The 23086-nt window shown below is 71.1% G+C and carries 24 protein-coding genes and 1 rRNA gene; 17 read left to right on the plus strand and 8 right to left on the minus strand.

From position 1 onward, the window contains the following. Positions 1–432: 432 nt before the first annotated feature. The 4 genes from pstS (at position 433) to pstB (ending at position 4529) form a co-directional block, all read left to right on the plus strand. Complete coding sequence (pstS, locus tag ACFVZH_RS30005; protein WP_384902144.1) at positions 433–1575, plus strand: phosphate ABC transporter substrate-binding protein PstS; 1143 nt, start codon at positions 433–435, stop codon at positions 1573–1575. Positions 1576–1683: 108 nt separating this feature from the next. Continuing rightward, positions 1684–2658, plus strand: a complete 975-nt coding sequence (gene pstC / locus ACFVZH_RS30010; protein ID WP_384902146.1) for a phosphate ABC transporter permease subunit PstC — start codon at positions 1684–1686, stop codon at positions 2656–2658. Next, positions 2655–3728 carry a phosphate ABC transporter permease PstA gene (gene pstA, locus ACFVZH_RS30015; protein ID WP_384902148.1) on the plus strand — a complete coding sequence of 358 codons (1074 nt, stop codon included), beginning with the start codon at positions 2655–2657 and terminating at the stop codon, positions 3726–3728. Before pstC ends, pstA begins: the two co-directional genes overlap by 4 nt. 24 nt (positions 3729–3752) lie before the next feature. Then, entirely contained in the window at positions 3753–4529 is a 777-nt protein-coding gene (pstB, locus tag ACFVZH_RS30020) for a phosphate ABC transporter ATP-binding protein PstB (protein WP_384902150.1), read from the plus strand. Between the two features lie 151 nt (positions 4530–4680). Here the strand turns inward: pstB and ACFVZH_RS30025 are convergent, their stop codons facing one another. Further along, positions 4681–5679 (minus strand): anion permease, encoded by a 999-nt coding sequence (locus ACFVZH_RS30025; protein ID WP_384902152.1) that lies wholly within the window; start codon positions 5677–5679, stop codon positions 4681–4683. A 6-nt stretch (positions 5680–5685) separates the two neighbouring features. Further along, positions 5686–6306 carry a DUF47 domain-containing protein gene (locus ACFVZH_RS30030; RefSeq protein ID WP_015035093.1) on the minus strand — a complete coding sequence of 207 codons (621 nt, stop codon included), beginning with the start codon at positions 6304–6306 and terminating at the stop codon, positions 5686–5688. Positions 6307–6499: 193 nt separating this feature from the next. Here ACFVZH_RS30030 and ACFVZH_RS30035 point away from each other — a divergent pair, with 193 nt between their 5' ends. After that, positions 6500–6856: a metal-sensitive transcriptional regulator gene (locus ACFVZH_RS30035; protein WP_384902154.1), complete on the plus strand. Its 357-nt coding sequence runs from the start codon at positions 6500–6502 to the stop codon at positions 6854–6856. A gap of 25 nt (positions 6857–6881) precedes the next feature. Here ACFVZH_RS30035 and ACFVZH_RS30040 read toward each other — a convergent pair whose 3' ends face one another. Together ACFVZH_RS30040 and ACFVZH_RS30045 are read right to left on the minus strand one after the other, a co-directional pair. Continuing rightward, a complete protein-coding gene (locus ACFVZH_RS30040; protein WP_384902156.1) occupies positions 6882–7067 on the minus strand; it encodes a hypothetical protein in 186 nt (61 codons plus the stop codon). Between the two features lie 107 nt (positions 7068–7174). Next, the gene (locus tag ACFVZH_RS30045) at positions 7175–8017 is read right to left on the minus strand and encodes a hypothetical protein (protein WP_384902158.1); all 843 of its coding nucleotides are present in this window, start codon (positions 8015–8017) and stop codon (positions 7175–7177) included. A gap of 130 nt (positions 8018–8147) precedes the next feature. On the opposite strand from ACFVZH_RS30045, the gene ACFVZH_RS30050 reads away from it, so the two are divergent. Further along, positions 8148–8321: a hypothetical protein gene (locus tag ACFVZH_RS30050; RefSeq protein ID WP_384902160.1), complete on the plus strand. Its 174-nt coding sequence runs from the start codon at positions 8148–8150 to the stop codon at positions 8319–8321. Between the two features lie 125 nt (positions 8322–8446). On the opposite strand, the gene ACFVZH_RS30055 is transcribed toward ACFVZH_RS30050, so the two are convergent. Together ACFVZH_RS30055 and ACFVZH_RS30060 are read right to left on the minus strand one after the other, a co-directional pair. Then, positions 8447–9172, minus strand: a complete 726-nt coding sequence (locus ACFVZH_RS30055) for a phosphatase PAP2 family protein (RefSeq protein WP_384902162.1) — start codon at positions 9170–9172, stop codon at positions 8447–8449. 234 nt (positions 9173–9406) lie between these two features. Further along, complete coding sequence (locus tag ACFVZH_RS30060) at positions 9407–10435, minus strand: NlpC/P60 family protein (RefSeq protein WP_384902164.1); 1029 nt, start codon at positions 10433–10435, stop codon at positions 9407–9409. A 229-nt stretch (positions 10436–10664) separates the two neighbouring features. Between ACFVZH_RS30060 and ACFVZH_RS30065 the strand changes: the two genes are divergently transcribed. The 7 genes from ACFVZH_RS30065 (at position 10665) to ACFVZH_RS30095 (ending at position 18590) form a co-directional block, all read left to right on the plus strand. Then, the gene (locus tag ACFVZH_RS30065; protein WP_384902166.1) at positions 10665–11246 is read left to right on the plus strand and encodes a TetR/AcrR family transcriptional regulator; all 582 of its coding nucleotides are present in this window, start codon (positions 10665–10667) and stop codon (positions 11244–11246) included. A 258-nt stretch (positions 11247–11504) separates the two neighbouring features. Next, positions 11505–11813 (plus strand): hypothetical protein, encoded by a 309-nt coding sequence (locus tag ACFVZH_RS30070; RefSeq protein ID WP_024757447.1) that lies wholly within the window; start codon positions 11505–11507, stop codon positions 11811–11813. Between the two features lie 109 nt (positions 11814–11922). Beyond that, positions 11923–12762: a hypothetical protein gene (locus tag ACFVZH_RS30075; RefSeq protein ID WP_384902168.1), complete on the plus strand. Its 840-nt coding sequence runs from the start codon at positions 11923–11925 to the stop codon at positions 12760–12762. Next, entirely contained in the window at positions 12752–14068 is a 1317-nt protein-coding gene (locus tag ACFVZH_RS30080) for a hypothetical protein (RefSeq protein WP_384902170.1), read from the plus strand. Before ACFVZH_RS30075 ends, ACFVZH_RS30080 begins: the two co-directional genes overlap by 11 nt. After that, complete coding sequence (locus ACFVZH_RS30085; RefSeq protein ID WP_384902172.1) at positions 14065–15618, plus strand: SCO6880 family protein; 1554 nt, start codon at positions 14065–14067, stop codon at positions 15616–15618. The genes ACFVZH_RS30080 and ACFVZH_RS30085 overlap by 4 nt, the downstream gene beginning before the upstream one ends. 20 nt (positions 15619–15638) lie before the next feature. Further along, positions 15639–17039 (plus strand): ATP-binding protein, encoded by a 1401-nt coding sequence (locus ACFVZH_RS30090; RefSeq protein ID WP_384902174.1) that lies wholly within the window; start codon positions 15639–15641, stop codon positions 17037–17039. Continuing rightward, a complete protein-coding gene (locus tag ACFVZH_RS30095) occupies positions 17040–18590 on the plus strand; it encodes a type VI secretion protein (protein WP_384902176.1) in 1551 nt (516 codons plus the stop codon). It begins immediately after the preceding gene. A gap of 9 nt (positions 18591–18599) precedes the next feature. Here ACFVZH_RS30095 and ACFVZH_RS30100 read toward each other — a convergent pair whose 3' ends face one another. Continuing rightward, positions 18600–19163: a GNAT family N-acetyltransferase gene (locus ACFVZH_RS30100; RefSeq protein WP_384902178.1), complete on the minus strand. Its 564-nt coding sequence runs from the start codon at positions 19161–19163 to the stop codon at positions 18600–18602. 129 nt (positions 19164–19292) lie between these two features. On the opposite strand from ACFVZH_RS30100, the gene ACFVZH_RS30105 reads away from it, so the two are divergent. The 4 genes from ACFVZH_RS30105 to ACFVZH_RS30120 are packed head-to-tail and all read left to right on the plus strand — an operon-like array spanning position 19293 to position 22900. After that, a complete protein-coding gene (locus tag ACFVZH_RS30105) occupies positions 19293–20195 on the plus strand; it encodes an ATP-binding cassette domain-containing protein (protein ID WP_384902180.1) in 903 nt (300 codons plus the stop codon). Then, positions 20192–20971, plus strand: a complete 780-nt coding sequence (locus ACFVZH_RS30110) for an ABC transporter permease (RefSeq protein ID WP_384902181.1) — start codon at positions 20192–20194, stop codon at positions 20969–20971. Before ACFVZH_RS30105 ends, ACFVZH_RS30110 begins: the two co-directional genes overlap by 4 nt. A gap of 13 nt (positions 20972–20984) precedes the next feature. Further along, positions 20985–22232, plus strand: a complete 1248-nt coding sequence (locus tag ACFVZH_RS30115; protein WP_384902183.1) for a sensor histidine kinase — start codon at positions 20985–20987, stop codon at positions 22230–22232. Further along, positions 22229–22900 (plus strand): response regulator, encoded by a 672-nt coding sequence (locus ACFVZH_RS30120; protein WP_384902184.1) that lies wholly within the window; start codon positions 22229–22231, stop codon positions 22898–22900. The genes ACFVZH_RS30115 and ACFVZH_RS30120 overlap by 4 nt, the downstream gene beginning before the upstream one ends. A gap of 95 nt (positions 22901–22995) precedes the next feature. Here the strand turns inward: ACFVZH_RS30120 and rrf are convergent. Next, positions 22996–23086, minus strand: a 5S ribosomal RNA gene (rrf, locus tag ACFVZH_RS30125); the annotation flags it as partial.

A 23086-nucleotide genomic window follows, 5' to 3' on the forward strand; every position in this document is an offset into this window, starting at 1 on the left:
CTAGGCCCGGCAACGGGGCGCCGTCCCGTGTGCCCACCCGTCCCGCCCAGCGGGACGATTGCCCACACGGAGGTGGTGCGGCAGGCCCGGCAAGGGGCCTCGGGGCCGGCGGTCGCGCGGGGGTGCGCCCGGCAAAGGGCCACGGAGCGGGGGGCCCGGCAAGGGGCCGCGGGGCGAAGCCCGGACCGCGGCGGCCCCGCGCCGCGGAGGGTCCGGGATGCCGCCCGCCCAAGGGCCCCGCACCCGGGCTTACGGCACGGTTCACTTCCCGTTCACCCTCTTCCGTCGACCGCTTCACCTGTTCTGCCTAATTTCGGCCTTACACGGTGCACGGAGCACAGCGATGCACCCACCAAACCGACACACGCCGCCGTAGAACCGTTCAGGACATTCGGTCCGCGACAAGGCGGCTTCTGGAAGGAACACCCGAAAGTGAAGCTTTCGCGCAAGAACGGGCTTCGCGCCTCCGCGATCGGTGCCCTCGTCGTCTCCGGTGCGCTCGTCCTCTCGGCGTGTGGGTCGGACAACAACACGGAGACCCCGACCAAGGACGGCGCCTCCAAGACCACCGCGGCCGCGTCGAACATCGCCTGTGACGGCGCCAAGGGCCAGCTCCTGGCCGCCGGCTCCAGCGCGCAGAAGAACGCGATGGACCTGTGGGTCAAGAACTTCCAGGCCGCGTGCTCCGGCGTCGAGGTCAACTACCAGGCCATCGGCTCCGGCGGCGGTATCACCAAGTTCAACCAGGGCCAGGTCACCTTCGCCGGCTCCGACTCCGCCCTCAAGGACGAAGAGGTCGCCGAGTCGCAGAAGATCTGCAAGGGCGGCAAGGGCGTCAACCTGCCGATGGTCGGCGGCCCCATCGCCATCGGCTACAAGCTGGACGGCGTGGACAACCTGGTCCTGGACGCCTCCACCCTCGCCAAGATCTTCGACACGAAGATCACCAAGTGGAACGACCCGGCGATCGCCAAGCTGAACCCGGGCGCCAAGCTTCCCGACACCACGATCCAGGCGTTCCACCGCTCGGACGAGTCGGGCACCACCCAGAACCTGGGCAAGTACCTCTCGGCCACCGCGAAGGCGGACTGGAAGTACGACCCGAAGACGAAGTCGTGGCCCGCCCCCGGTGGCCAGGCCGCCAACGGCTCGTCCCAGGTCGCCACCGCGGTCAAGGACGCCGAGGGCTCCATCGGCTACTTCGAGCTGTCCTACGCGACCGCGAACAAGATCTCCACGGTCAGCATCAACACGGGTGCCGCCGCTCCGGTCGCCGCCACCGCGGAGAACGCCTCGAAGGCCATCGCCGCCGCCAAGGTCAAGGGCACCGGCAGCGACCTGGCCCTCTCCCTCGACTACACGACCAAGGCCGAGGGCGCCTACCCGCTCACCCTGGTCACGTACGAGATCGCCTGCGACAAGGGCAACAAGGCGGAGACCCTGCCGACCCTGAAGGCGTTCCTCACCTACACCGCCAGCGAGGAGGGCCAGAAGGTCCTCACCGACGCCGGCTACGCCCCGCTCCCGGCCGAGATCGCGGCCAAGGTCCGCGCGATCGTCCCGACCCTGTCCTGACCCCCGGCCGGGTCCGGTCCTCCCCCGGCGGGAGGGCCGGCCCGGCATCCGGTGCACCGCCGCCAGGAGCCCGTACATCCGTACCGGCCCCGCAGACCGGAGAAGCAGATGGCTACCAGCACACCCGACATACAGAGGAGCCGGCGCGCGAAGAACGCGTCCCGCCCCGGGGACCGCATCTTCAGCGGCCTGTCCCGAGGCTCCGGCATCACCCTCCTCGTGATCATGGCCGCGATCGCGGTCTTCCTCACCTACCGCGCCGTCCTCGCCATCTCGAAGGACAGCACCAACTTCTTCACCACCTTCGAGTGGAACCCGGCCGCCAACCCGCCGGCCTTCGGCATCGCCGTCCTCGCCTTCGGCACGATCGTCTCCTCGATCATCGCGATGCTCATCGCCGTACCGGTCGCGATCGGCATCGCGCTGTTCATCTCGCACTACGCCCCGCGCAGGATGGCCAAGCCGCTCGCGTACGTCGTCGACCTGCTCGCCGCCGTGCCCAGCATCATCTACGGCCTCTGGGGCGCGATCTTCCTCGTCCCGTACCTGGACGGCCTGAACCAGTGGCTCGACCAGTACATGGGCTGGACGTACATCTTCGACAAGTCCAGCGACGGCGTCGCCCGCAACCTCTTCACCGTGGGCATCCTGCTGGCGATCATGATCCTGCCGATCATCACCAACGTCACCCGTGAGGTCTTCCTCCAGGTCCCCCGGATGCACGAGGAGGCCGCGCTCGCCCTCGGCGCCACGCGCTGGGAGGTCATCCGCATGTCGGTGCTGCCCTTCGGCCGCTCCGGCATCATCTCTGCCTCCATGCTGGGCCTCGGCCGCGCACTCGGCGAGACCATGGCCGTCGCCGTGGTCCTCTCCCCCAGCTTCCTCATCTCGGGCCACCTGCTCGACCCGGGCGGCGGCACCTTCGCGCAGAACATCGCCGCCAAGTTCAACGAGGCCAACGAGTTCGGCCGGGACGCGCTGATCGCCTCCGGTCTCGTCCTCTTCGCCATCACCCTGCTGGTCAACGGCGCCGCCCGCTGGATCATCGGCCGCCGCAAGGAGTACTCGGGGGCCGCGGCATGAGCCACGCCATACAGGAACGTCCGGTCTCGGTGGCCCCGCGCCGCGGGTCCCTCTCCCACGCCCGGCTGCCCCGCTGGACCCCGGCCGCCGTCGCCGCCGGCTCGATCGCCGGAGGCATCGGCATCGGCCTCGCCGCGGGCTGGCACAGCAAGGTCCAGTGGGGCCTGACCGCCGCGCTGCTCTTCGTGGTCGTCACGTACGCCCTGACCACCAAGGTCGAGGGCAGCCGCCAGGCCAAGGACCGCGTCGCCACGAGCCTCATCTGGGTCTCCTTCGTCCTCGCCGTCGTCCCGCTGCTCTCCCTGGCGTGGGTCACGATCAGCAAGGGCATCGAGGTCCTCGACCCCTACTTCCTCAGCCACTCGATGAACGGCGTCCTGGACGCCGAGGCCGGCGGCGGCGTCTACCACGCGCTGCTCGGCACCATCGAGCAGGTCGGCATCGCGACCCTGATCGCCGCTCCGATCGGCCTGCTGACCGCCGTCTACCTCGTCGAGTACGGCGGCGGGAAGCTCGCCCACGCCGTCACCTTCTTCGTCGACGTCATGACGGGCATCCCGTCGATCGTCGCCGGCCTCTTCATCCTCGCCACCTGGAACCTGATGCTGGGCTTCGGCCCCTCCGGTTTCGCCGGCGCGATGGCCCTCGCCATCCTGATGATGCCGGTCGTGGTCCGCTCCACCGAGGAGATGCTCAAGCTCGTCCCGAACGAGCTCCGCGAGGCTTCCCTCGCCCTCGGCATCCCCAAGTGGCGCACCATCCTGAAGGTGGTCCTGCCCACCGCGATCGGCGGCATCACCACGGGCGTCATGCTCGCGATCGCCCGCATCACCGGTGAGACGGCCCCGGTCCTGCTCCTCGTGTTCGGTACGAAGCTCATCAACCCGAACCCCTTCGAAGGCGCGCAGTCCTCCCTGCCGCTCTACGTGTACGAGCAGTTCGCGGTCGGCACCGACGCCGCGATGGCCCGTGCGTGGGGTGCCGCGCTCGTCCTGATCGCCTTCGTCATGATCCTCAACCTGGTGGCCCGCGGCATCGCCCGCTGGAAGGCCCCGAAGACCGGCCGCTGACCGCGGCAATAGGAAGTGATTCACATGGCCAAGCGCATCGACGTCAGCGGCCTCTCCGCCTACTACGGCGCCCACAAGGCGATCGACGACATCTCGATGACCGTCGAGCCCCGCTCCGTGACGGCCTTCATCGGCCCGTCCGGCTGCGGCAAGTCCACCTTCCTGCGCACCCTGAACCGGATGCACGAGGTCACCCCCGGCGGCCGCGTCGAGGGCAAGGTGATGCTGGACGACGAGAACCTGTACGGCACGAACGTGGACCCGGTCGCCGTGCGCCGCACGGTCGGCATGGTCTTCCAGCGCCCCAACCCGTTCCCCACCATGTCGATCTTCGACAACGTGGCGGCGGGCCTGCGGCTCAACGGCAGCTACCGGAAGTCCCAGCTCGCCGACATCGTCGAGCGGTCCCTCAAGGGCGCCAACCTCTGGAACGAGGTCAAGGACCGCCTGAACAAGCCGGGCTCCGGCCTCTCCGGCGGCCAGCAGCAGCGCCTCTGCATCGCGCGGGCCATCGCCGTCGAGCCGGACGTCCTGCTCATGGACGAGCCGTGCTCGGCCCTCGACCCGATCTCGACCCTCGCCATCGAGGACCTGATCGGCGAGCTGAAGGAGCGCTTCACGATCGTCATCGTGACGCACAACATGCAGCAGGCCGCCCGCGTCTCGGACCGCACCGCCTTCTTCAACCTGGCGGCGGTCGGCCAGCCCGGCAAGCTCATAGAGCTGGACGACACCGAGCGCATCTTCTCCAACCCGAGCGTCCAGGCGACCGAGGACTACATCTCCGGCCGCTTCGGCTAGACCGCTCGCCCCAGAGCCGTCATACGGTGCTGCATGGCGGTGCCACCGTGATGACGAAGGGCCCGGCTCCCCCACAGGGGAGCCGGGCCCAACTATTTCCGTCCGGCCGGTCCGGTCGACGGGTCGTCCGTCAGCCGTCAGCCGTCAGCCGTCAGCCGAAGAACAGCTGCACCACGTAGTAGCTGACCGCGGCCACGATCGCCGCCGCCGGCATGGTGATGAACCAGCCCAGGATGATGTTCTTGGCGACGCCCCAGCGGACCGCGTTGACCCGCTTCGTCGCGCCGACGCCCATGATCGCGGAGGTGATGACGTGCGTGGTCGAGATCGGCGCGTGGAACAGGAACGCCGAGCCGAACATGATCGACGCACCGGTCGTCTCCGCCGCGAAACCCTGCGGCGGGTCGAGCTCGATGATCTTGCGGCCGAGGGTCCGCATGATGCGCCAGCCACCCGCGTACGTGCCGAGCGAGAGCATCACGGCACAGGCGATCTTCACCCACACCTGGATGTCGTCGCCGGACTCCTGCACATCGGCGATGACCAGGGCCATCACCACGATGCCCATGGTCTTCTGGGCGTCCTGCAGACCGTGGCCGAGCGCCATGCCGGCCGCCGACACCGTCTGCGCGATCCGGAAGCCGCGCTTGGCCTTGTGCGGGTTGGACTTGCGGAACATCCACATGATCGCGCACATCACCAGGTAGCCGACCACGAGACCGACGACCGGCGAGATGAACATCGGGATGACGACCTTGTCGAGCACCCCGCTCCAGATGACCTCCGTGCCACCGGCGAGCGCCGCGCCCACCATGCCGCCGAACAGGGCGTGCGAGGAGGACGACGGGAGACCGAAGTACCAGGTGACCAGGTTCCAGATGATCGCGCCGACCAGCGCGGCGAAGAGGATGCCCATCCCCTTGTCCCCGGTCGGGGTCTCGATCAGACCCTCACTGACCGTCTTGGCGACCCCGCTGCCCATGAAGGCGCCGGCGAGGTTCATGACCGCCGCCATCGCCAGGGCGGCCCGGGGGGTCAGTGCCCGGGTCGACACCGAGGTGGCGATGGCGTTGGCCGAGTCGTGGAAGCCGTTCGTATACGTGAAGCCGAGCGCGACACCGATGGTCACGATCAGAGCAAAGGTGTCCACGAAGCCTCAGGACTCCTTGACCGCGATGGTCTCCACCGTGTTGGCCACGTGCTCGAACGCGTCGGCCGCCTCTTCCAGCACGTCGACGATCTGCTTGAGCTTCAGCACCTCGATGGCGTCGTACTTGCCGTTGAAGAGCGTCGCGAGCAGCTTGCGGTGGATCTGGTCGGCCTGGTTCTCGAGCCGGTTGACCTCGATCCAGTACTCGGTGAGGTTGGCCATCGTCCGCAGGTTCGGCATGGCCTCGGCGGTCAGCTCGGCCGCCCGCGCCAGGACCTCGATCTGCTGCTCGACACCCTTGGGGAGTTCCTCGACGTTGTAGAGGACGACCAGGTCGACGGCCTCCTCCATGAAGTCCATGATGTCGTCGAGGGACGACGCGAGGTTGTAGATGTCCTCGCGGTCGAAGGGTGTGATGAAGGAGGAGTTCAGCTGGTGGAAGATCGCGTGGGTAGCGTCATCGCCGGCGTGCTCCGCTGCCCGCATCCGCTCCGCGATCTCGGCCCGGGCGGAAGGCTCCGCTCCGAGCAGTTCCATCAGGAGCTTGGAGCCCGTGACGATGTTGTCCGCGGACGCGGCAAACATGTCGTAGAAGCTCGTCTCCCTGGGGGTCAGGCGAAATCGCACGTGAGGTCCTCGGGGTGCTGGGTTTCGGTCAGGCTGATGCTAGGCGCATCATCCGGCCACGGCTAACCGGCGTCCTCTCAGTGTCGCCCATCAGGCACAGTGATCTGCACGGGCCCCCGCCCGGTTCGGCGGGGATCGGTACCATATACCCACGAGGGGTATACACCCCCTTTCTGGACAACGGGAGGACGCGATGACGACCACCGAGGCGGACCAGGTCACCCCCGACACCGTCGAGGCTGTCGAGCCGGCCGACCACGACCACGGCGTGCACGGCTACCACAAGCAGAAGGACGAGCACCTCAAGCGGCTGCGCCGGATCGAGGGCCAGATCCGCGGTCTGCAGCGGATGGTCGACGAGGACGTCTACTGCATCGACATACTCACCCAGGTGTCGGCGTCGACGAAGGCGCTCCAGTCCTTCGCCCTCCAGCTGCTGGAGGAGCACCTGCGGCACTGCGTCGCGGACGCGGCGGCGAAGGGCGGCGAGGGGATCGACGCCAAGGTCGAGGAGGCCACGAAGGCCATCGCCCGCATGATGCGCACCTGAGCCGGCCGGCGCCGGGGCCGTACCGTCAGAGGTCCTGTACGGCCCGTTCGGCCGCCACGCGCAGGACCTCGTCGATCCGGTCGGCGCTGAGCCGTTCCCCGTCCGCGGCCGAGGCCGCGATGATCAGCTCGCCGCACAGCTCGATCTCGGCGAGGGCGACGCAGTCCGGGTCTGCGGGCACGGTTGCTGTACCGGGCGGGGCCACGCGCATCCACCTCTTCCTGCCGGCGTCGGTCTCCCAGCGTAGGGACGGGGCCACGCACCGCGCATGACACGTCCGGACCATTTGCCGATGGTCCGCGCCTCCATCCGGCCGGGTCAGCCCTTGATCTTTCCGGCGTAGATGTGCCGCCGGTCCGGCAGCGTCACCTCGACGGCGACCCCGAAGCCGTACAGCAGCGTCGTCGACGCGACCGCGACCGTACGGCCCTGGTTGCTGAAGCTGAACTGGTGGCGGACCTTCCGCAGCCGCCCCTCCCCGTCCAGGTAGGCGTCGAACGGCACGGTGTCCTTGGCGAACCCTTTCGCCGCCGCGGCGAGCGCCCCGCGCAGCTGCGGTGAGGCCGCCCGGGCGGCGACGGCGATGTCGGCGATCCCCCGGTAGTGGCCGACTTTCACCCCTGCCAGCTCGACCTCGCCGACGTACGCGACCTCCCGGGCGCCCCGCAGCAGCTCGGCCGCCGCACCGGGATCGGTGGCCCCGCCCGTGACCAGGTTCCCGTCGTCGAGGGCGGTGGTGTCGACGCGGACCCACTTGTCCGCGGGCACTCCGGCCCCCCGGTTCTTCATGTAGAGCGCGCCGGGCGTGAGGAGCTCGGTGATCGGCCGGTGCTCGCTCGCGCCGGCCGCGTCCTTCGGCAGCACCACCTGGAGCCGGCCGGTGCGGCGCCGAAAGTCGTACCCGCCCTCGCCCCTGATGGTGACCCGGGTGCCGCCGGCGGCCATCTCCATCGAGGTGCTCGCCTTGGCGGTGCCGGCCCTCACCAGGGCGTCGGCCGCGCCCCGTACGGTCCGAGCGGGATCACCCGCGGGCTTCGGGTCCGCCGGGGCCGAACACCCGGAGACCGCCGCGGCCGAGGCGAGGGAGCCGACCAGGGCGGCGGTGACGGCGAACGTCCCGCTCCTGTGACCTCGTGGACGCCCGTACGGCTGCACCACCATCGCCTGCCAACCCCCAACGCCTCACCGCTGTTTGCCCGGGACCCGCCCTCCCCGGCCACGCGGGCGCGGGGAGCACCCGATGCGCATAACGACGGCCCGGGCAACCCGTCACGCGCAGTACGGTGGTCGCGTGCACGCGCAGTCCTCCCCCCACACGACGACCACGACGGAGCGCGGCTCGTTCGCGCTGGCACGGTGCAGCTGCGGCTGGGCCGGCCCGGCCCGCAGATCCCGTGACCGCGCCCGCACCGACGCCGCGGAGCACGCCCGTACGAACGACGACGAGGCCACGCACCGGGCCTAGCCCGCGGAGGCCGGAGCCGGACCGCGAGGCCGGAGTCGAGCAGGGGCAGGGCCGGAGCCGGGCAGGGGCCGATTTCCGGGCGGGGCCTGCGTCACAGCGGGGGCTGCGTAGGGCCAGGGCCTGCGTCAGGCCGCGAGGTCGTTCTGGCCGGTGCCGTTGGTGGCCTGGCCGCCGAGCCGGGGCTCGGGGATGCCGACCGCCTCGGGGCGGCGCGGGCCGTCGGCACGCCGGGAGCGGACGAGCCGGGCACCGGTGGCGGAGCGGCCGACGGCGGAGACGACCGGGGTGAGCAGGGCGAGCGCGAGCGGGGCGAGGAGCAGCGCCACCGCCGTACCGAGGGCGAAGCCGCCGATCACGTCGGTGGGGTAGTGGACACCCATGTAGACCCGGGCGAAGCCCTCCGCGAGAGCGAGACCGATGGCGGCGAGGCCGAACCTCCGGTGGGCGACGAAGAGGCCGACGCCGAGGGCCATCGCGAGGGTGGCGTGGTCGCTGACGAACGAGAAGTCGGTCTTCCCGTCGATCAGGACCTCCAGGCCCTGGTGGTCCTTGAAGGGCCGGGGGCGCTCGACGAAACCGCGGATGGGGATGTTGACCAGGAGGGCGATGCCGGCCGCCAGCGGGGCCCAGACCAGCCCGGCGACGGCCGTGACGGAGTCGGCGTGGGTACCGCGCCGCCGGATGCTCCACCAGCACCACAGCACGACGAGGACCATCGCCAGCACGATGCCGTACTCGCCGACGAACTCCATGACGCGGTCGAACCACGGCGGAGCGGCCTTCGCCAGTCCGTTGATGTCGTAGAGCAGGCCGACATCGGGGTTCGAACCGTCCGATGCGAGTACAGCCATCTGCTGTGACCCCTTGCTCTCGTGTCTGTCGTCCAACCCCCGCGGTCAGAGTGGTCGGATCGAGGAACGAACCGCCTGAGGCGCACGTTCCGCTCGCTCCGGTGGATCATGAGGACGTTACCGAAGAGTGACGGTTCTCCGCAGCTCAGGGCCAGTGCATGACGGAGAGTTCCGGCCATGTCCCATACGACCCGAAGGCGCCCGGAAGGGCGCCCGACGGTCCCTCTGACCCCGTTACGCCTGAGGGAGATGGGTCGGCAGCGCCGCCGCGCCCTCCGCGGTGACCCGGGTGGCGCCGAAGTAGTCCGGGGTGTCGATCCGGTCGAAGCGGATCACCGCCCCGGTGCGCGGCGCGTCGATCATGTACCCGCCGCCGACGTAGATGCCGACGTGCCGGATGGCCCGCGAGTTGGTCAGGTCGTCGGAGAAGAAGACCAGGTCCCCGGGGAGCAGCTCCTCGCGCGAGGGGTGCGGCCCGGCGTTGTACTGGTCGTTGGCGACGCGCGGCAGGCGAATGCCGACGTTCTCGTACGCGGCCTGGGTCAGCCCGGAGCAGTCGAACCGGCCGTTCTGCGCCGCCGTGCCGGTCCCGCCCCACAGGTACGGCGTGCCGAGCTTCCCCTGCGCGTAGTGGATCGCCCCCGCGGCCAGCCGGGAGGGGTCGACCCGCCCCACGGGCCGGGCGAAGCTCTTCTCCAGCGACCGGATGATGCGCACGTAGTTCCGGGTCTCGCTGATCGGCGGCACCCCGCCGTGCTTGATGACCCGGTACGCGCCCGCGTTGTACGCGGCCAGCATGTTGTTCGCCGGGTCCCCGGGCACGTCCTTCACATAGCCGGCGAGTTCGCAGTCGTACGAGGCCGCCGACGGGATCGCGTCCTTCGGGTCCCAGATGTCCCGGTCGCCGTCTCCGTCGCCGTCGACCCCGTGGCCGGCCCAGGTGCCGGGGATGAACTGGGCGATGCCCCGGGCGTCGGCGGAGGAGACGGCCCGCGGGTTCCAGCCGCTCTCCTGGTAGAGCTGGGCGGCGAGCAGGGCCGGATTGATGGCGGGGCAGAGATTGCCCCAGCGCTGCACGAGCCCCTGGTAGAGAGCGGGCACCGAACCCTTGGCGAGCGCCACGGTGCCGTTCGCCGAACTGCCCGCCCCGCCCGCGAGACCTGCCGCCGCCGAGTACGTACCGACGAAGAGCAGGGCGACGAAACTGAGACAGATCCCGAAGCCCCCGCCGGCCACCAGCCACGCCTTGCCAGCCCTACGCACCGTCAACCACCCTTCGGCTCATGGCAGTACGCCCCGGGAGCCCAGTCTAGGCGCCGAGAGCCCTCAAGGGGACGTTGCGCGACATCCCGGTCACGCGGCGCGCGCACCGGCCCGCCCAGGCGCCGGAACTCCGCCGAAAACCGCCGCGACGCGACGCCCCCGCGGGCGTTCAACCCGCGCCGACCGCTGGAACGAACGCTCTACACACCCCGCTGGCTACCCTCGCCCCATGCAGACCCGCAGCCCGCTCGGCACCCGCGAGCGCATCGTCGTCGCCGCCTCGCGCCTCATCCGGCGCCAGGGCTACGCCGGTACGGGCATCAAGCACATCGCCCGGGAGGCGGACGCCACCCTCGGCTCCGTCTACCACTTCTTCCCCGGCGGCAAGGAAGCCGTCGCCGTCGCCGCACTCGCGCACGGCCGCGAGGAGTTCGCCGCCCTCCTGCGCGCCGCACTCGACGGCGAGACCGACCCCGCCGCCGCCGTCGACGCCTGCGCGCGACTGCTCGCCCGCGAACTCCACGCCTCCGAGTGGACCGACGGCTGCCCCGTCACCGCCGCCGCCCTGGAGACCCTCGGCTCCGACAACCCCATCCAGCGGGCCTGCGCCGACGCCCTCTACTCCTGGCGCAACCTCGTCGCCGACAAACTCCTCGACTGCGGCCTTCCCGGCCCCGAGGCCCGCGACCTCGCCGCCACCGTCGTCCACACCCTCTCGGGCGCCCAGGCGACCGCCCAGGTCACCCGCAGCGAGGACCCCCTGATCCTGGCGGGCCGTCATCTCTCGCGCCTGGTCGGCTCGTACGCCTGACGCCGCCCCAAGAGTGCAACAACGACAATCATTGCCCGGAGTCACCCTCCGTGATACACAGAGTGACCATACGCTTCTTCGCATAGAAACCGGCCACACCACCGCAGGTCAAGACGGTCAGACCGGTCAAGTGTGCGGGGATCGGGTAAAGAGAGCCGTCAAGCCGTCACACGTGAGCGGTTTCATCAGCGAAGATAGGGTGATGACCCATGCCGTCCGGCAGGGGCAGATAACTACCCAACAGGGGCGGTGAGTTACATGTACCTGGCGGCCGAAAAGGGCGACATCACCACCATCATCGGTGGAATCGCCCCGAACTGGGGACCTTTCGGGAGCCTGGGCAACGAGGCCAAGGTGATGATCGAGGTCGTGATGGCCGTGGCCATCCTGCTCTGCCTCGGCATCGCCATCTGGGGAGCGGCCAAGCAGCGCATCGGCGCGACCGCGCTCCGCGACACGTTCAGCGCGGAACAGGGCAAGGGCCTCATCGTCGCCGGCCTGACCGGCGTCTTCATCATCGGATCACTCGGGACGCTGTTCACCATCGTGTACGGGATGGCCGTCTGATCTCCCGTCGGACTCCATCCACCTGAGGTCTGTTGATGTTGCGTTCCCTGATGCCCAGTCATGTTGCAGCACCGTCGTACCCGCGAACGAACGAGGGGGCGTACCCGGCATGAGTCCCGGCGACGAGCACGACAGCTTCGGCGGCGTGGGCGGCTCGGGCCAGACCCGGACCCGCCTGCCCGAGGGCAACAGCGGCGACGTCTACGGCGGCGCCCGCCGCCCCGTCCGCAGCTCCCGCTCCCTCATCACGGTCGTGGGCGTGGTGGTCGTCCTCGTCGCCGCCATCGCCTTCGCCAACCGCGGCGGCGGCGAACCCGCCGACGCCGCCGGCCCCCGCGCCGGCACCCCCGGCGACACCGCCCCCACCGCCGCCACCGGCGTCCGCCCCGTCTCCGGCAAGAACGGCCGAATCCCGACCGGCTACGCCCACGACGACCAGGGCGCCCAGAGCGCGGCGACGAATTACGCGGTGGCACTGGGGTCGGCGGAGATGTTCACCCCGTCGGAGCGGGGCGAGATCGTCCAGGCGGTCTACGCGCCCTCCGCCATCGCCGCGCGCGCGGGCGATCTCGACAAGGTGTACAGCGACAAGGACTTCCTCAGCCGGATCGGCCTCCAGGAGGACGGCACGGCCCCGCAAGGGCTGACGTTCATCTCCCGTGTCGTCCCCGTCGGTTCGAAGGTGGAGAACTACGCCGAGGACAAGGCGACGGTGTCGGTCTGGTACTCGTCCCTGTTCGGGCTCGCCGGTGAGGGTTCCAGAAACCCCGTCTCCGAAGCCTGGTACACGGGCTCGTACGAACTGCAGTGGGTCGGCGGCGACTGGAAGGTCACCGGCTTCAGCCAGAAGGACGGCCCGGTGCCCGTCGCCCGCGACCAGCGTGCTTCCACGTCCCAGGAGATGAGCGACGCCGTCGGCCAGTTCGGAGGCTTCACCTATGCCCGGTAAGCGCCTCTCCCCCGGCGTGCGGATCGCCGCAGCGCTCGGCGCGGCGCAGACGGCCGTCGTGCTGTTCGCCGGCCGTGCCCTCGCGGCGCCCACCCCTACCCCCAGCCCCACCCCCAGTGGGGACAACCCCTGCGACCTCATCCGCGGTCCCGCACGGGAGTACTGCGAGAACGGGCGCGGGGGCACCGGCGGAGCCGACAAGGCTCCGCTCACCGATCCCACCACCGCCCTGGACCCGCTGTCCTCGCTCGCCCGGGGCTGCGCGGAGGCCGCCGTCACGATCGTCGACAAGCTGTCGCTGGCGGTCAAGGAGACGGCCGACGTCGACTTCACGAACATGCAATTCCTGGGCCGGTACGCGATCGTGTTCGCCGCCGCGACCTTCCTGACGCTGCTGCTCTGGCTGCTCGCCGTCGCGAAGCGGGCGATCCGGGGCGTGCCGCTGAGCGTCGCGTTGTCGGAGGCCATCGGCTTCCTGTGGCTGACGGTGCTCGCCTCCGCGTTCACCCCGCTGATCCTCTACACCGTGGTGAACGCCACCGACGCCGTCACCGAGGTCATCGCCTCGGGGACCGGCCAGCAGACCGACGTCTTCTTCGGCAGCTTCAAGCAGGCCCTGCAGAAGGGCGACAGCATCGGTGGGGGCCCCATCATGCTGATCATCGTGTCGCTGGTGACCGTCCTCGCCGCCGGCGTGCTCTACCTGGAGCTGTTCCTCCGCGCGGTGATGCTGTACGTCGGCGCGCTCCTCGGTGTCGTCGTCTACTCGGGCCTCGTCGACAAGAACATGTGGGGCCATGTCCGCCGCTGGGCGGGCATCATGATCGCGGTGATCCTGGTGAAGCCGATCATCGTGATCGTGCTGGGACTGGCCGGGGCGCTGTCCTCGGGCACCGGCCCGGACTCGTTCTCGGCCGTCGTCTCCGGTCTCGCGATCATCCTGCTCGCCATCTTCGCCTCCGGGATGATCTACCGCTTCGTCCCGGGCTTCGGCGACGAGATCGCCGCCTCGCGCAACAACCGTCTCCACCGCGCGGGAGAGAACGCGGCCGCCGCCGTCATCTCCTCGCCCGCCTCCCTCGTCTCCCAGGGCATCAAGACGCACAGCACCCGCGACAGCGGCGGCGGCCAGGGCGGCGCCCAGGCAGCCCGCCCCGCCAACCCGATGTCGGGCGGCATGGCCGCCCACAGCAGCCGGGGCGGCAGCGGCGGCGGAGCGACACCCCCGCCCCCGCCGCGTAGCAGCAGTCCCACCGCGGGTACCCCGCACGGCAACCGCAAGAACTCTGGAGGTGCAGGGCGTTGACGACCCAGTCCCAGCCGGTCGCGCCCCGCCGTACGTATCTCGTCGGCCGTGCCCGGCCCAACGCGATCGTCGGCAAGAACCGCGAGACCGGCGAGATCGCCCTGATCATCGTCGGCGCCTTCCTCGGCATGATGAGCGGACTCCTCGTCCCCCTGCTCCCCCTGCGGATCGCGCTGCTCGCCGGCCTGCCGATGATCGCGATCGCGGCCGTGTACCTCCCGTACAAGCACCGCACGTTCTACAAGTGGTTCGAGATCAACCGCAGTTACAAGCGGATGCTGAAGCGCGGTACGGCCTACCGCTCCGTCGTCGTCGAGTCCGGCACCCGCCTGGACGGCCGCGAGGTCGAGGTCGGCCCGCCGCCCGGCATCGGCCGGATCGGCTGGCTCGCCGCCCCGTTCGGCCCGGACGAGATCGCCGTCCTGCTGCACGCCGACCGCCGTACGGTCACCGCCGCCATCGAGATCGAGGGCCCGGGCGTCGGCCTGCGCGACAGCGAGGACCAGGAGGCCCTGGTCGACCGCTTCGGGACGCTCCTGAAGCACGTCGCCAACGGCGACGGCTTCGTGACCCGCCTCCAGATGCTGGCCCGCACCCTCCCCGCCGACCCCGACGCGCACGCCAAGGACGTCGGCCAGCGCGGCGACCCGCACGCGCCCGCGTGGCTCATGGAGTCGTACGACCAGCTCCAGTCGATGGTCTCCACCTCCAGCGAGCAGCACCGCGCGTACCTCGTGGCCTGCATGCACTACACGCGCGAGCTCGCCGCCGAGGCCAACGCCATGGCCCGCGCGGCCCGGCACGCCTCCGGCGCCCGCAAGCTCGACCGGGACGCCGGCCTCGCCGTCGTCATGGCCCGCGAGCTCACCGACATCTGCGCCCGCCTCGCCGAGGCCGACATCCGCGTCCGCCAGCCCCTCGGCCAGTCCCGGCTGGCCTCCCTCGTGCACTCCATGTACGACCCGGACCACCCCATCGACCACATCCAGGCCATGACGAAGCGGAACGCCTGGCCGGCCGAACTCGACGCGATGGAACCGACGTACCTCCAGGCCAAGACCCGCGAGTCCTCCACCCGCGCCCCCTGGTGCCACGCCACGGCGTGGGTGAAGGAGTGGCCGATGACCCCGGTGGGCGTCAACTTCCTCGCCCCGCTGCTCGTCCACACCCCGGACGTGATCCGCACGGTCGCCGTGACCATGGACCTGGAGCCCACCGAGGTCGCGATCGAGCGGATGCTCACCGAGAAGACCAACGACGAGGCCGACGCCAGCCGCGCCGCCAAGATGAACCGCACGGTCGACCCGCGCGACATCGCCGCCCACGGCCGGCTCGACCAGCGGGGTGAAGATCTCGCCAGCGGCGCTGCCGGAGTGAACCTGGTCGGGTACATCACCGTGTCGTCGCGTTCACCCGAGGCACTCGCCCGGGACAAGCGCACGATCAGGGCCTCCGCCGGCAAGTCGTATCTGAAGCTGGAGTGGTGCGACCGCGAGCACCACCGGGCCTTTGTGAACACCTTGCCGTTCGCGACCGGCATCCGCCGCTAGGGCCGAAGGGGCACAGACCGATGCGAGATCCGCTGTCCGTCCTCACCGACGCCTTCACCTCCTTCGTCTTCGGGAAGGTGGAGACGACCCGCCTGCCCGTCCGCACCTCCACCGGCCAGGCCCAGGCCGTCTACCTGCCGACGGCCGCCCCCGGCCTCGGCGACTCCGGCGTCATCATCGGCCGCGAGGTCTACAGCGGGAAGGGCTACATCTACGACCCCTTCCAGCTGTACGGGCAGCAGCTCCCCGCCCCGCACTGGCTGGTCCTCGGCGAGTCCGGCAACGGCAAGTCGGCCCTGGAGAAGACGTACGTGCTCCGCCAGCTCCGCTTCCGGGACCGGCAGGTCGTGGTCCTGGACGCGCAGGGCGAGGACGGCGTCGGCGAATGGAACCTCATCGCGCAGGAGCTGGGGATAACTCCCATCCGGCTCGACCCGATGGTCGCCAACGACTCCGGCATCCGCCTCAACCCCCTCGACCCCTCGATCACCACGACCGGGCAGCTCGCCCTGCTCCGGACGATCATCGAGGTGGCGATGGGCCACGGCCTCGACGAGCGTTCCGGCTTCGCCCTGAAGGTCGCCCACGCCTACGTCATCGCGCACAAGACCGACCGGCAGCCGATCCTCACCGACATCGTCGAGCAGCTCCGCCACCCCAAGGCCGAGTCGGCGGAGGCGATGAACGTCGACATAGACGACGTGCGGGCCTGGGGCCTGGACGTCGCCCTCGTCCTCGACCGCCTCGTCGACGGCGACCTGCGGGGCATGTTCGACGGCCCGACGACCGTCGGCATCGACCTCGACGCGCCCCTGATCGTCTTCGACCTCTCCCACATCGACCGCAACTCCATCGCCATGCCGATCCTCATGGCGATCGTCGGCGTCTGGCTGGAGCACACCTGGATCCGCCCCGACCGGAAGAAGCGCATCTTCCTCGTCGAGGAGGCATGGCACATCATCAACAGCCCCTTCGTGGCCCAGCTGTTCCAGCGTCTGCTCAAGTTCGGCCGCCGTCTCGGCCTGAGCTTCGTCGCCGTCGTCCATCACCTCTCCGACGTCGTCGACGGAGCGGCGGCCAAGGAGGCCGCGGCGATCCTCAAGATGGCCTCCACCCGGACCATCTACGCCCAGAAGGCCGACGAGGCACGGAACACCGGCCGGGTCCTCGGCCTGCCACGCTGGGCGGTGGAGATCATCCCGACCCTCACCCCCGGCATCGCCGTCTGGGACGTCAACGGCAACGTGCAGGTGGTCAAGCACCTCATCACCGAACGAGAACGCCCGCTCGTCTACACCGACCGCGCCATGACGGAGGCGTCGGACCCCTCCGTCGACCCGGAACTGGAGTGGGAGACGGAGCAGCGCGCCATCCTCGTCGAGCAGCAGATGAACGGCTCCTCGCAGTCGACGGTGGCGTAGATGGAGACGGCACGGAAGGGAGGAGGGGTCTCCGACGGGCTGCTGCTCGGCCTCTTCGGGCTCCTCCTCTGCCTCACCGTCCTGGTGTGGACGGCGACCGGCCTCGCCGGCCTGTTCGCCCACGGCGCCTGGCCGCAGGGGGTCGCCTTCACGGGCACCCCCTCGGCCCTCCGCTCCCTCGCCACCGCCCCGACCGACCTCCCCGCGGCCTGGCCGGCCACCCCACCGGGACAGCTCTCGGGGTACGGGCTCTTCTGGGGCCTCCTCATCGGCGAGGCGATGATCCTCATGGTCCTCGCGGTCTTCGCCCTCGGCACCCTCGCCCGCTGGCGCGCCGTCCGCACGAACCGCAAGGCGGGCCGGTACGGCCACGCGGGAACACCCGGCCACGCGGGGCCTGTTCCGGCCCCCGCGACCACCCCCGCCCCGATACACGAGACCCCGCCCGCCCCGGTCCGCGAGCCCCAGCCCCATCCCGCGCCCGCGCCCGTACAGCAGACCCCGCAGGCCGCGGCGCCAGAGGCCCCGCCGGTCCCCGTACGGGAAACCCCGCCGGCCCCGGTCCCCACCCCCGCGCCGCCACGCGACCACCTCCCGGCCCCCGCCACACCCGCCGCACCCGTCACGCCCGTCCGCACGGTCTACGGCCCCCCGGCGGCCCGCCACCCCGCCGCGGTCCAGGCGATCCGGGACGCCGAGGGTCCCGTCCTGGTCGTCACGTCCGACCCCACCGTCTGGTCGTCGACGAAGGACGCGCGCGGCAAGCTCGGCCCGGTCCTCGTGCACGACACCGGGCACCTCTGCGACACCCCGGCCCGGCTCCACTGGTCGCCGTCGGAGCGGTGCGAGGACCCGGAGGTCGCCCAGGAACGGGCGACCGCCCTGCTGGCCCCCGTACGTCCGCACTCACGGCTGGACGCGGCCACCGCCGACACCGCCGAAACGCTCCTGCGCTGCTGGCTGCACGCCGCCGCCGTCGACGGCCGACCGTTCCGCCAGGTCCACCGCTGGGCGCAGGGCGCAGGCGCCCACGAACCCGTACGGATCCTCCGCAGCCACCCGAAGGCCGCCTCCGGCCACGCGGGACTCCTGGAGTCCGCCCTCACCGCGCACCCGGAAAGCCGCCGCCTGGCACAGGAACTGACGGCCCGTGCGTTCGCCGCGCTCTCCTCGGTCCACATCCGGGAAGCGTGCACCCCGAATCGAACTGATTCGCTGGCACTCGCATCTTTCATCGCCGAAGGGGGCACCCTCTACGTGGTGGGCGAGGCGATCGAGGACCCCCGCACCCACCCCGGCGCGATGCCGCTCCTCACGGCCCTCGCCGCAAGCGTGGTCGAGCACGGCCGCCGCATGGCCGCACGGTCATCCGACGGTCGGCTCGACCCACCAATGACCCTCGTCCTCGACGACGTCGCCGCCGTGGCCCCGATCCCCCGCCTCCCGGAGCTCCTCGCCACCGGCCACACCCAGGGCCTCCCGACCCTGGCGCTGATGCGCTCCCCCGAGCAGGCCCGGTCGCGCTGGCCCGAGGACTCGCTCAGCCGCTGAGCGGCGGACCTATCCGGCCGGACGCAGCAGCTCGTACTCCAGCTCGTTCGCCTCCTCGCTGCCGTGCAGGGCGACCCGTGCACCGGTGTCCGCGAACCCGAGCCGCCGGTACGCCGCCTGGGCCCGGCCGTTCTCGGAGTGGACGTACAGCCGCACCCGCTCGGTCCGCTGCCCCGCCAGCGACCAGGACCACTCCGCGGCCGCCGCGAACAGGGCGTCGATCACGCCGGAGCCCCGCGCCTCGTCCCGGACGAACACCCCGACGACATGCGTCTGCTCGACCACGGGCACGTCCCCGAAGAACGTCTCCGCCTCGGCCCTCTCCACCAGCACCGACACGGTGCCCACCCACCGCCCGTCCGCCGCCTCCGCGACGAACTGGCGCACGCCACCGGGCCCGTCCTCCGAGGCCCCCACCGTCCGCTCCTGCCAGAAGGAGTCCGGCCGCGCGGCGGCGGCCTCGTACGTATCCAGGAACGCCAGGTGCGCGAGCGGGTCCCGCAGGGCGGACAGCCGGAGCTCCCGGGCCTGCTCCCACTCGTCGGCGCGAATGACACGAATATCGAAGTCCATGTACCGATCCTGACGACGGCGCACCCTCCCTGACAAGCCTTTTCCGTCGTACCCCGGTACTACGGCCGCGGCCCGGCTCCCACCCGCGGTCGGACGAACAGCCGCCGCCGTCTCCCTACCGTCGGAGACATGATCCGCGCAGAGAACCTCACCAAGCGGTACGGCGACACCACCGTCGTCCACGACCTCGGCTTCACGGTCCGCCCCGGCACCGTCACCGGCTTCCTCGGCCCCAACGGCGCCGGGAAGTCGACCACCCTCCGCATGATCCTCGGCCTCGACGCCCCGACCCGCGGCCATGTCACCGTCGACGGCCGCCCCTACGCCGGCCACCCGGCCCCCCTCACCCGCGTCGGCGCGCTCCTCGAAGCCCGCTCCGTGCACCCCGGCCGGACCGCGTACCACCACCTCATGGCCCTCGCCCACACCCACGGCATCCCCCGCGCGCGCGTGGACCGGGTCCTCGCCCTCACCGGCCTCGCCCAGGTCGCCCGCAAGCGCGTCAAGGGCTTCTCCCTCGGCATGGGCCAGCGCCTCGGCATCGCCGCCGCGCTCCTCGGCGACCCGGCGACCGTCGTCCTCGACGAGCCGGTCAACGGCCTCGATCCCGAGGGCGTCCGCTGGATCCGCACGCTCCTCAGGTCGCTCGCCGCCGAGGGCCGTACCGTCCTCGTCTCCTCCCACCTCATGAGCGAGATGGCCCTCACCGCCGACCACCTGATCGTCATCGGCAAGGGCCGCCTCCTCGCCGACACCACGGTCGACGAGCTCGTACGGTCCTCGGGCGGCACCTCCGTCAAGGTCGTCACCCCCGAACCCGACCGGCTGCGGAACCTGCTCCCCGGCGCCCGGATCACCGTCGAGGCCCCCGACACCCTCCTCGTCACCGGACCCGACGCCCCCGAGATCGGCCGCACCGCCGCCGCCCACGGCCTCCCCCTCCACGAACTGACCCCCAGGGCCCCCTCCCTGGAGCAGGCGTTCATGGCCCTCACCCACGACTCCGTCGAATACCAGGGAGCCCCCGCATGACCACCAGCCCCACCTCCCCCACCACTCCCTACGGCCTCACCACCGCACGCGTGCTGCGCTCGGAGTGGCACAAGCTGTGGACCGTCCGCTCCACCTGGGCCACCGCCCTCACGGCCGCCGCGCTCCTCCTCGGCGTCGGCATCCTCATGGGCGCCACCTACACCTCCGACGGCGGCGACTCCGACGTCGACACCGTCGTCCTCACCCTCTACGGCTCCCAGCTCGGCGGCATCGCCCTCGCCGTCCTCGGCATCCTCGTCACCGCCGGCGAGTACGCGACCGGCACGATCCGCGCCACCCTCACCGCCGTCCCCCGCCGCCTCCCCGTCCTCCACGCGAAGGCGGCCGTCTACACCGGCACCGTCTTCACGCTCTCGTTCCTCACCGCCCTGCTGACCTTCCTCACCGCCCAGGTCTTCCTCTCCGACACCGACCAGGCCGCCTCCCTCACCGACGACGGCGTCCTCGCCGCGATCGCCGGCAACGCCGCCGGCGTCACCCTCCTCGGCCTGGGCGCCGCCCTGCGCTCGGTCCCCGGCGCCATCGGCGCCTTCGTCGGCGGGGTCCTGATCGTCCCGGAGATCCTCGGGATGCTCCCGTACGAGGCGATGGACACGACCGTCCGCTACTTCCCCACCCAGGCCGCCGGCGCCCTCGGCTCCGCCACCCCGCTGCCCGGCGCGGCCTCCCCCGGCGCCGCCTTGCTCGCCCTGCTCCTGTGGGCGGCCGCCGCGCTCGCAGTCCCCGCACTGTTGCTCAAGCGCCGCGACGTATGAGGATGATGACGGAGTGACCACGGAGGAGACACCGCAGCCGGCCGACGCGACGGGCCTGAGCAGGCACGTCCAGCACCTGCTCACCGGGGTACGGGACTTCGACGCCCGCCGCCCCTGGCTCTGGGACGCCACGCTCACCGCCGTGTGGACCGTGGCGGCGCTCGTCGACGCGGCCGGCGGCTGGCGGACCACCGCCCGCGACCCGAGCGTCCCCGTGTGGCTCGTCGTCACCCTGAGCCTGGCCTTCGCCGTCCCGCTCTACTGGCGCCGCCGGCACCCCACGGCCGCCCTGGCGGTGATGGCCTGCGCGGCGCTCGTCAGCGAGGGCTCCGGGGCCTCCCTCCAGGCCGCGTACCTCCAGACGCTCCCGCTCTTCCACATCGCACTCGTCCGCCCGCCCCGCACCCTGCTCCGGTCCTTCGTCCTGCTCCCGCCGCCGCTCGTCGCGGGCGCGGTCCGCTTCCCCTCCGAGCCCTGGGACCAGCAGATCGTCCCCACCCTGTGGGCGTACGCGCTGGTCGCCCTCCTCGGCATCGCGGTCCGCTCCCGCCGGGACCACACCGCCGGCCTCGTGGACCGGGCCCGCCGCCTGGAGATCGAACGCGACCAGGAGGTCCGGCTGGCCGCCGCGGCCGAACGCACCCGCATCGCCCGCGAGATGCACGACATCATCGGCCACAACCTCTCGGTCATCACCGGCCTCGCCGACGGCGGCCGTTACGCGGCCACCAAGAACCCCGAGCGCGCCGCCCAGGCCCTCGACGCCATCGGGACGACCAGCCGCGAGGCCCTCGCCGAACTCCGCCGTCTCCTCGGCGTCCTACACGACGACGACCAGGAAGCGGCCCGCGACCCCCAGCCCACCCTGGCCGACCTCGACACCCTGATCACCGGCGTACGCAAGGCGGGCCTGCCCGTCCGGTTCGACGTCCGCGACGAACCCGGCGCCCAACCCCTGCCCCCCGGCGCCAAGCTGACGGTCTACCGGGTCGTCCAGGAAGCCCTGACGAACACCCTCAAGCACGCCGGCCCGGACGCGAAGGCCACCGTGCTCCTCACGTACACGCCCGCGGCCGTACGGACCGAGATCACGGACACCGGAAGGGCCGTCCCCGGCACGTCCGCCCCGACGTCGGGCCAGGGCCTCACCGGAATGCGCGAGCGCGCGGCGCTCTACGACGGCACACTCGCATGCGGCCCGCTGCCGACCGGCGGCTGGGCCGTCCGGCTCCGACTCCCCCTGGAGGACTCCCCCTCGTGACGACCGTTCTCATCGCCGACGACCAGCCGATGCAGCGCCTCGGCTTCCGCATGCTGCTGGAGAGCCAGGACGACATGACCGTCGTCGGCGAGGCGTCGAACGGCACCGAGGCGATCCGCCTGGTCGACCGCCACCACCCGGACGTCGTCCTGATGGACATCCGCATGCCCGGTCTCGACGGCATCGAGGCCACCCGCCGCATCCTCGCGACCGGCGCCCGCAGCCGCGTCCTGATCGTCACCACCTTCGACCTCGACGCGTACGCGTACGACGGCCTCCGCGCCGGCGCGAGCGGCTTCCTGGTCAAGGACGCCCAGCCCGAGGAACTTCTCGCCGGCATCCGCGCGGTCGCCGGCGGCGACGCCGTCGTCGCCCCCAGCCTGACCCGCCGCCTCCTGGACGCCTACATCCACCATCTCCCCCAGTCACCCGAGGAGGCCGCGCCCCGCGCCCGGGACCCCCGCCTCGCCGCCCTCACCGAGCGCGAACGCGAGATCCTCACCGTCATCGGCCAGGGCTGGACCAACACCGAGATCGCCGCACGCCTCCACCTCGCGGAATCCACCGTCAAATCCCACGTCGGCCACATCCTCGCCAAGACCGGTACCCGCGACCGCGTCCAGGCCGTGATCCTCGCCTACGACACCCAGCTGGTGAAGCCGGAATAGCCCCGGGCCACGACAGAGCGTCCCCGAAGGGGGAAACGGCCCCGGAACGCAGAAAAGCCCCGCACCATGAGGTGCGGGGCTTTCCCACAATGATTGTTCGGCGGCGTCCTACTCTCCCACAGGGTCCCCCCTGCAGTACCATCGGCGCTGAAAGGCTTAGCTTCCGGGTTCGGAATGTAACCGGGC

Source organism: Streptomyces sp. NPDC059534, assembly GCF_042743475.1.
GTDB lineage: Bacteria > Actinomycetota > Actinomycetes > Streptomycetales > Streptomycetaceae > Streptomyces.